General features: G+C 65.1%; 7 protein-coding genes. 3 read left to right on the top strand and 4 right to left on the bottom strand.

The genetic code is table 11. From position 1 onward, the window contains the following. The 4 genes from ACODSY_RS24585 to ACODSY_RS24570 form a co-directional block, all read right to left on the bottom strand. The coding region (locus tag ACODSY_RS24585; protein ID WP_488954536.1) for an Ig-like domain-containing protein at positions 1-634 on the bottom strand (634 nt) is incomplete at its 3' end. A 550-nt stretch (positions 635-1184) separates the two neighbouring features. Beyond that, a complete protein-coding gene (locus ACODSY_RS24580; RefSeq protein ID WP_101711777.1) occupies positions 1185-2156 on the bottom strand; it encodes an ExeA family protein in 972 nt (323 codons plus the stop codon). Then, entirely contained in the window at positions 2150-3817 is a 1668-nt protein-coding gene (locus ACODSY_RS24575; protein ID WP_137803287.1) for a DDE-type integrase/transposase/recombinase, read from the bottom strand. The genes ACODSY_RS24580 and ACODSY_RS24575 overlap by 7 nt, the downstream gene beginning before the upstream one ends. Then, complete coding sequence (locus ACODSY_RS24570) at positions 3817-4467, bottom strand: recombinase family protein (protein WP_101711775.1); 651 nt, start codon at positions 4465-4467, stop codon at positions 3817-3819. Before ACODSY_RS24570 ends, ACODSY_RS24575 begins: the two co-directional genes overlap by 1 nt. Before the next feature lie 257 nt (positions 4468-4724). Between ACODSY_RS24570 and ACODSY_RS24565 the strand changes: the two genes are divergently transcribed. The 3 genes from ACODSY_RS24565 to ACODSY_RS24555 all read left to right on the top strand — a co-directional run bounded on the left by ACODSY_RS24565 (position 4725) and on the right by ACODSY_RS24555 (position 7710). Continuing rightward, the gene (locus ACODSY_RS24565) at positions 4725-5045 is read left to right on the top strand and encodes a Fe-Mn family superoxide dismutase (protein WP_205686844.1); all 321 of its coding nucleotides are present in this window, start codon (positions 4725-4727) and stop codon (positions 5043-5045) included. Positions 5046-5469: 424 nt separating this feature from the next. After that, positions 5470-6687 carry a chromate efflux transporter gene (chrA, locus tag ACODSY_RS24560; protein ID WP_171012804.1) on the top strand — a complete coding sequence of 406 codons (1218 nt, stop codon included), beginning with the start codon at positions 5470-5472 and terminating at the stop codon, positions 6685-6687. Between the two features lie 66 nt (positions 6688-6753). After that, a complete protein-coding gene (locus ACODSY_RS24555) occupies positions 6754-7710 on the top strand; it encodes a DUF1259 domain-containing protein (protein WP_488954535.1) in 957 nt (318 codons plus the stop codon). Positions 7711-7798: the final 88 nt, after the last annotated feature.

Genomic DNA, 7798 nt, shown 5'->3' with positions numbered 1-7798 from the left:
TCGCCGCGGTCGGGCGAGCGGTGTCGACGGCGTAGTTGTTGGAGTCGGTCGTGCCGGTTCCGGCGTTGCCGGCGGCGTCGGCGACGCCTGTGTTGGCGAGGGTGATGACGTTGGTGGTGTCGGTGATGTCCGCGGTAGGGGTGAGGGTCGCGGTCCAGGTGATCCCGCCATCGGCCGAGGAGACGGCGCTGAGGGTTCCATTGGCGATGGTCAGGTCGGCGTTGGTGAAGCCGGTGACCGCCTCGGAGAAGGTGATGGTCACCCCCGAAGTCTCGCCCGCCGCCAGGGCGGTGTCGGCCACGGCGATCGCCGCGGTCGGGCGAGCGGTGTCGACGGCGTAGTTGTTGGAGTCGGTCGTGCCCACACCCGGCGTGCCGATGCTGTCCGTGACACCGGTGTTGTCGACCGTGATGACGTTGGTGGTGTCGGTGATCGCCGCGGTCGGCGTCAGTGTGGCGGTCCAGGTGATCCCGCCGTCGGCCGAGGACACCGCGCTGAGGGTTCCGTTGGCCACCGTTAGGTCGGCGTTGGTGAAGTCGAGTACGGCTTCCGAGAAGGTGAAGGTGACCAGGGATGTCTCCCCGGCAGCCAGAGCCGCGTCAGATACAAGGACGTTCACCGTGGGAGTCGCCATAAGCCTACCTTTATCTCTACTCTATGGGCTCCAGCTCCGAACGGCCGATACACCGGATACATTGGAAGCCTAGAGCGACGTTGTGAATTGCCGAGCACAATCCCGGCTTAGGCCGGAGCCTTACAACAACAGCGTGTCGCGAAAGGCGTTACTGACCCGTGAAGATGCGGGGACGTGAGGCGTGCCGGGACAGGATGCCGCAGGGCAAGCGGGGCTAAGCGAATCGGCCGTGATGGGGCGGCGCTTCTGTTGCGGGGAGTACGGTCCTCACGAAGGTATTAATCAGGTAAGTCCAGCGCGTCGGCTGGCAAGCGGAGCATCCTGCCAATTGGCGGTTAGTTTTAGCACAGCCTGCCCCGCAACGCCCCCTTCGAGACCTAGTTGTAGCGGCGCGCAATAGTGAACGGCTCGACGCGAGATACAAGGCGTGTTTCGACGCATATTAGCTGAGACGTCTGTGCCTACTCGGCGCACATTGTGTGAGACTGAAACCACAATGGTTGAGACCGACGCGCGCTATTTGAGACCGACGCACGGTCGATGAGACGCTTCAGAGCGGCAGGCCCGCGGCGCGCATCTCCTCCATCAACTCCGTCGAGCGGGCGGGATCGAGCCCGCCGCGGAACAACTGCCGGATCTCTGCCGGCTTGGCGTCGAACAATTCCGCGAGAGACTTGAGATCGTAGCCGTGCCGCGTCAACTGCGGCTCTAGATCGTCGGCGCGGCGCGACAAGACGGTCTCGACGATCGCCTTGTCGATCGGCTTCACGCCAGCCTCGAAACCGGCCTCGAACACCCGCACCAGCGAACTGCTGAGCTGCAACGGCGTCTTCAGACGCACCGCAAGCAAAGTGGCGGCTTCCTCTGTGATGACGTCTTCAGGTTGGGCGTCGGAGTGGAGGGAACTCTTGAGGGTCCAGTCGAGAAAGTCACGCTGCCGTTCGCGCAACCCTCCGAACTCGAAAACAGTCGTCCGGTCGCCGACCTCTTCCATGCTGGGCCGCCGCAGGTCATTTTTGAGCTTGGGGTGGCCGACCAGAACGACGGAGAGTTGTCCGCCGCCTTCCACGACGAGTTCGATGAGACGTTTGAGCGCGGTCAGCGTCTTGGGGTGCAAGGCGTGGGCGTCGTCGATGAATAGGGCCACTGGCTTCTTGGCCTTGCGAAACAGTTCCTGAAGGTCGCGCTCACGTCGTTCACTCTGGCGGGAAATGACGACGGCCTTGTCCGACGACAGATCGTAGAACAGTGCGGAGATCAGCAGGGGAACCGTGATCTTCACCTTGTCCACCGTCAGGGACCTGGAGACGATGACCCGCCCTTCACGCTCAAGTTCGGTCCGAAGCTGACGCGATAGCACCGTCTTGCCGGACCCGATGACGGCGGTGAGCGCGATCAGCCGACCGCTCATGATCGCTGTGCGCAGGTCGCGCGAGATCTGAGCGTGGTGATCAGTCTCGAAGAATTCGACATCGACCGGCGATCGTTCGAGGCCGTAATATTCCATCACTTCGGTCAGCATCCGTAGAGCCCTCCTCGGCGCCCTTGGGGAAATCGCTCGCGTATCGCCGCCAAAATCTCCGGCCTAGCCAGCGTCCGGCGAAGCAGGTCATCGACAAAGCGGCGGTCGTCATCGGACAGCTTGGCCAGCGGGAAGCGCACTTCGTCAGCGATGGCCCGCCGGGCCGCCAGAACGCTCGGAAAGGCCAACTCGTGGAAGGGGTCGGGGTCGCGGAACGGTCTGGATGGAAGCGCGGCCGAATCCTGTTGAACGCCGATCATCACCACATCGTCTTCGCCGCTCAGCGCCGAACGCGGGAGCTTGAGCTGCGCCGCCAGCTCTCCGACCTTGTCGGCGCGAACCTCGCGACGACCCTTGCGATGTTTTCGATAGCGATGAAGGGGGATCGGGCCACCGACCGGGGTGTAGGGTCCGAAGCGCTCCTCGCCCTGTTCGACGAATAGCTCCTGATCGAAGAGGCCCCACCAGACGACAACGGTCTCGCCCGCCAGGTCAGGATCGACCTCATAGGTGACGCCGGCCACCGTGATCCGGCAGTCGATGCCGACCGCGCGTCGTTCGGGTTCACGGGCGAAGGTGCAAAACCGCTCCCAAGCGCACATCTGGCGCACGCCATCGGGCGGCAGATTGCCGAGCCAGTCATGAAGGCGGCTGTGCGGCTCGGATCGATGATCGCCGCTGTTGTAGGTGGCGATATAGCGGGCGAGCCAGCGGTTGGCCTCTTCCTCGGTTTCGGGCTGATGGAAGTGATAAAGCGTTTCGTGGGCGTCCTTCACGGTCCTGAACGGCCGCTCGACCTTGCCCTTGGCCCGGGCTGTGGTCCGCCGGCCATCGCTACCGGCTGGCATGTGGATTATCGCCTCGATGTTGAGGCTCTCCATCACGCGCTGAAACACCCCGGATTTCGCGACCGGGCCATTGTCGAGATAGAGCGTCGTGGGGACGCCCTGGAATGGATTGGCCTCGTCCGGCTTGGCCGACATGGCGTTGAACAAGAAACGCAGCGCCGATTCAGCGTCCTCGCCATAGACACAACGATATTCCTGATAGGCGACGCCGGAGCGGTCATCGACCACGCTGAACAACATCAGCGTCGGCGCGCCGTTCCGATCAGGATCGATCCAGGGCGGGACGGCGAGTTGCTTCAGCTCCGAAGGGCTCATGTCGAAATGCCACAACGCGTTCGACTGCTCGGCTTGAAACCGCACTGCTGGCGGCGGCCGGGTCATCCGCTCGTTGTCGTAGCCGAGGCGACGCATGTGACGGTTGATGGTCGAAGCGGTCAGCTTGCCAGGTGGAAGCTTCTGCAGGCCGTCCGGGGTCTCGACCCCATGCTTCTCTAGTAATTCGAGAATGCGGACCGTTGAGAGATGTCGCCCTTTTCGGTTGGTGGTTCGCACCTTCATCGCCGCGATGATCTCGCACCAACCTTCGACTTCGGCGCCCGACAAGACCCGCGGCCGGCCACGGTCGGCGCGATGTGCATGGCGGGGATGGCCGCCCCCACGGAGCAGACGATACAGCGTAGCCCGGCTGACGCCGTAGAGCGTGCCGGTGGAGAGCAAGAGTTGCTGACGATCAGGGTGTTTGGCCGGCAAGGCGGCCAGACGCCGACGGAGCATCACCAGCGCCTCAACGGGGACGCTGGTGCTCGGCGCCATCAGCCAGCCACTTGAAGCTGGCGCGGCCGAACTGCCGCTGGCGCATCGAGTAGGGCCTGGCCCGCCGCCTTGGGCGTTCCATCGCCGTTGACGTAAACATAGAGGGTCGTGGTGGTCAGACCCAGGCGGCGGGCCACCTCCGTGGCTTTGGCCTCGCGGTCAGCCATCGCCGCCATGGCCATCATCAACGTCGCCCGGTCCATCTTGCGAGGTCGGCCGCCCATACGTCCCCTGGCCCGCGCTGCGGCCAGGCCTGCGTTGGTCCGTTCTGAGATCAGCTCGCGCTCAAACTCGGCGAAGGCCGCAAAGATGCCGAACGCCAAGCGGCCGTTGGCCGTCGTCGTATCGATCTGCGCGCCAGCTCCGGCGATGACCTTCAGGCCCACCCCGCGCGTCCGCAACTCATCGACAGTGTTGACCAGGTGGCGGAGATCTCGGCCGAGCCGGTCGAGTTTCCAGAGCACCAAGGTATTGCCAGGCTGGAGCGCCTTGAGGCAGGCCGCCAGTCCCGGCCGATCATCACGCCGGCCGGAGGCCAAATCCTCATAGATGCGGTCAGGTTCGACGCCGGCTGCGGCCATGGCGTCACGCTGCGGCGCCAACGTCTGGCTCCCGTCGGCTTTGGACACGCGAACGTAACCCACCAGCACCCGGCCGCTCCGTCAGAAAAGACAGATCGGAGGGTGCAAGCTTGCGATCATTTCCGCAACGGGTTTTCTGGTGGCGCAGGATCACTCCTGGGCCAATTGCGGCGACCGTCAGGAAACCGGCCGTTTTCCTGGGGGGTGACGCGGGCGAGCCCATTGGCGTGATTAGCGTCTCAATGACGTCTCTGGTTTCGCGCGGCGCTGAAAGGCCAGGGCAATTGTTGCTGCGATTTCGTTGAGCTGCGCGAGGAACTGTTCGCCTGGAACTCCATGGTCCTGCACGAGGTGCATTTCGAAGGCTCGGCGAACGTGGCGCGCCGGTCGCACCGCTCGCGAGCGCCATCGAACGTGACTTCGGAAGCCACGATAGCTGGGCGGCGGAGTTCGCCGGCATGGGCAAGGCGCTCGGCGGCGGTTCCGGCTGGGTTCTGCTGGCCTGGAGCGAGCGCGACCAGCGGCTTGTCCATCAGTGGGCCTCCGACCACACCCAAATCGCCGATGGCCGGCCGCTGCTTGCTTTGGACATGTACGAGCACGCCTATCACATGGACTACGGGGAGCTCACGTCGACGCCTACATGAAGGCGTTCTCCTGGGGAGGCGACAACGCGCGCTTCGCCCGCGCCGTCGCCTGATACGCATCGATGTCGAATCGTGAGCGGCTGTGGCCCTGACGGGCTGCGCGGCGCCAATTGGACGAGCAGGCCCTTCCAATCGCGCTTGCAAGGCGGTAGCTATCGCCCACCGGGCCATCGCGGATCGCCCGGTTAGACGGCCCGGTCGTCCAAGATCCGCTCCTTGGAGCGTGCGCGTAAGGCGCGCGCAGGGGAGCGTGTGCCTTGGATTTCGGTTTGTGCGTCGAGCCCGCGTGGGCTTCTTTTTTCCTAGCAAGCGAACGTCACCGCGAAAGCCGGGTCGGTCCGCCTTGCTTGGGCGATTTCGCGAGCCATCCTTCAGCGCGGCCACGCAATCGCGCGTGCGATCTGAGCCACAGCGGAGTGATGGCATGACCGCGTCTGCCGAACTCGATATGGCTGCCGAGCCGCAGCCGCCGGCGCTGAGCTATCCGCAGCTGTTCTTACGCTTCCTGCGATTCGGGCTGATGGCCTGGGGCGGGCCGGTGGCCCAGATCGCGATGCTACGGAAGGAACTGGTCGAGGAGGAACGCTGGATTTCCAGCGCGCGCTTCAATCGCCTGCTCGCTGTCATGCAGGTTCTCCCTGGGCCAGAGGCCCATGAGCTCTGTGTTCACCTTGGCATGCGCGCCAAGGGCCGGCTCGGAGGCATGCTCGCGGGGCTGGCGTTCATGCTTCCCGGCTTCCTGCTGATGTTCGCCTTGTCCTGGCTCTACTTCGCGATGGACATCCAGTCGTCTGCGCTCGGCGCCGCCTTCCTCGGCGTGCAGGTGGGCGTCGTCGCCATGATCGTGCGAGCGGTGCACCGGATCGGCGAACATGTGCTGAACGACCGGTGGCTCTGGGGCCTGGCCCTCGGCGTCGGGTTGGCATCGCTCCTAGGCGCGAGCTTTTGGGTCGTGCTGCCCATCGCCGGGGTGGTCTATGCGCTTGCTGCATCGGGTCGGCAATCTCTGGCGCTCGTGTGCGCGTTCATCGGGGTCGCCCTAGCGACCGCCGTCATCTGGTGGTCGCCGGGCGTTCAACCGGGCGATGTGCAAGCCGTCGGCGCATCGGCTGGTCCGGTGGCTCTCTTCCTCTCCGGTCTCAAAGCCGGGTTGCTGACGTTCGGCGGAGCGTACACGGCCATCCCGTTTCTCCGGAACGACGCGGTGGGGCGGGGTTGGATGACCGACGGTCAGTTCCTCGACGGTCTGGCGCTCTCGGGCATCCTGCCGGCGCCGTTGATCATCTTCTCCACCTTCGTGGGCTACGTCGGCGGCGGCCCGATTGGCGCCCTAGCCATGACCGCCGGGATTTTCCTGCCCGCCTTTGCGTTCTCGCTGATCCTCTACGATCGTCTGGAAGCCGTCCTGGAGGTCAAGCAGCTGCACGCGCTCCTGGAGGGCGTCGCTGCCGGCGTGGTGGGCCTGATCGCCGCAACGACGCTGCAGCTCGGGCAGGCGACGGCGGAACGGGTCCCGGTGCTCTGGCCAGCCCTGGTCATCTTTGCTGGCGCGCTTGCCATCCTTTATCTTTGGAAGAGCAAGCTCAACATCGTGGCCGTGATCTTCGCCGCCGGGGCGGCGGGCTGGTTCGCCTATGGGTGAGCAAAGCCCCCCCGCGGGGTCAGACGCCAGTCTGGACGCCCACGTCCCCATAGCCGGCCCAACAAGTTGTTGACTGTCGAAACCGTGTTGATGAGCCGCAGCGCACGGGCGCTGCGGCGAACGAGGAGAATATCTATGAAGCGAATTACGCTGACGCTGACGCTCGTCGCCGGCGCCTTTTTTGGCCAAGCCGCGAGCGCGGCCCCTGACTGGGCCGCCGTGGGCCGCGCACTGGGCAAAGAGGGCGCTGTGCAGCCCGGCGGAGTCTATCGAGTCGGGATGCCGCGGACCGATCTCAAGGTGACCCTGGACGGGGTGCCGATCAGGCCTGCGCTGGCGCTCGGATCCTGGCTTGCGTTCCAGGACATGGGCGACCACGCCATGGTCATGGGCGACCTGGTTCTCACGCACGAGGAGGTGAACCCGGTCATGAAGGTTCTCGTCGAAAACGGCCTCGAAGTGACCGCGCTCCACAACCACCTTCTGCGGTCCTCGCCGGCCACGATGTACATGCACGTAGGTGGTCACGGAGATCCGGTGAAGCTTGCCGCGGCGCTGCAGAAGGCGATCACGCAAAGCAAGACCCCGATGGGGGCGGCATCCACGGTCGCGCCCGCTACGCCCGCTCCCGCGATCGACACGGCCGGCCTTGACCGCACGCTGGGCTACAAGGGCAAGGCCACGGGCGGCATCTACCAGTTCAGTGTTCCGCGCGCGGAGCCGGTTCGGGAAGCCGGCGCTGTGGTGCCCGAAGCCATGGGCTCGGCCACGGTCATCAACTTCCAGCCCACCGGCGGCGGCAAGGCCGCCATCACCGGTGACTTCGTCCTGACGTCCGACGAAGTGAACCCGGTGATCCGGGCGCTTCGGGCGAACGGCATAGAGGTCACCGCGCTCCACAACCACATGCTGGACGACGAGCCGCGACTGTTCTTCATGCATTTCTGGGCGAACGACGACGCGCTGATGCTCGGGCGCGGGCTTCGGTCGGCGCTGGATCACGTCAAGGCCGCCAAGCCATGAGGACCTGGGCCGGCATGGCGGCGACGGCGGTCTTGGCCGCCGCGCTCTCCAGCGGAGTGACTTGGGCCGTGGCGGGCAAGGATCGTGA

The sequence above is a fragment of the Phenylobacterium sp. FG114 genome (assembly GCF_057809855.1).
This window is presented reverse-complemented; position numbering and strand designations above follow the sequence as displayed.

Excerpts from the sequence above, each read along its gene's own strand:
- ACODSY_RS24580 (WP_101711777.1), bottom strand. The coding sequence starts at position 2,156 with ATGCTGACCGAAGTGATGGAATATTACGGCCTCGAACGATCGCCGGTC.
- chrA (WP_171012804.1), top strand. The coding sequence starts at position 5,470 with ATGACCGCGTCTGCCGAACTCGATATGGCTGCCGAGCCGCAGCCGCCG.
- ACODSY_RS24575 (WP_137803287.1), bottom strand. The coding sequence starts at position 3,817 with ATGGCGCCGAGCACCAGCGTCCCCGTTGAGGCGCTGGTGATGCTCCGT.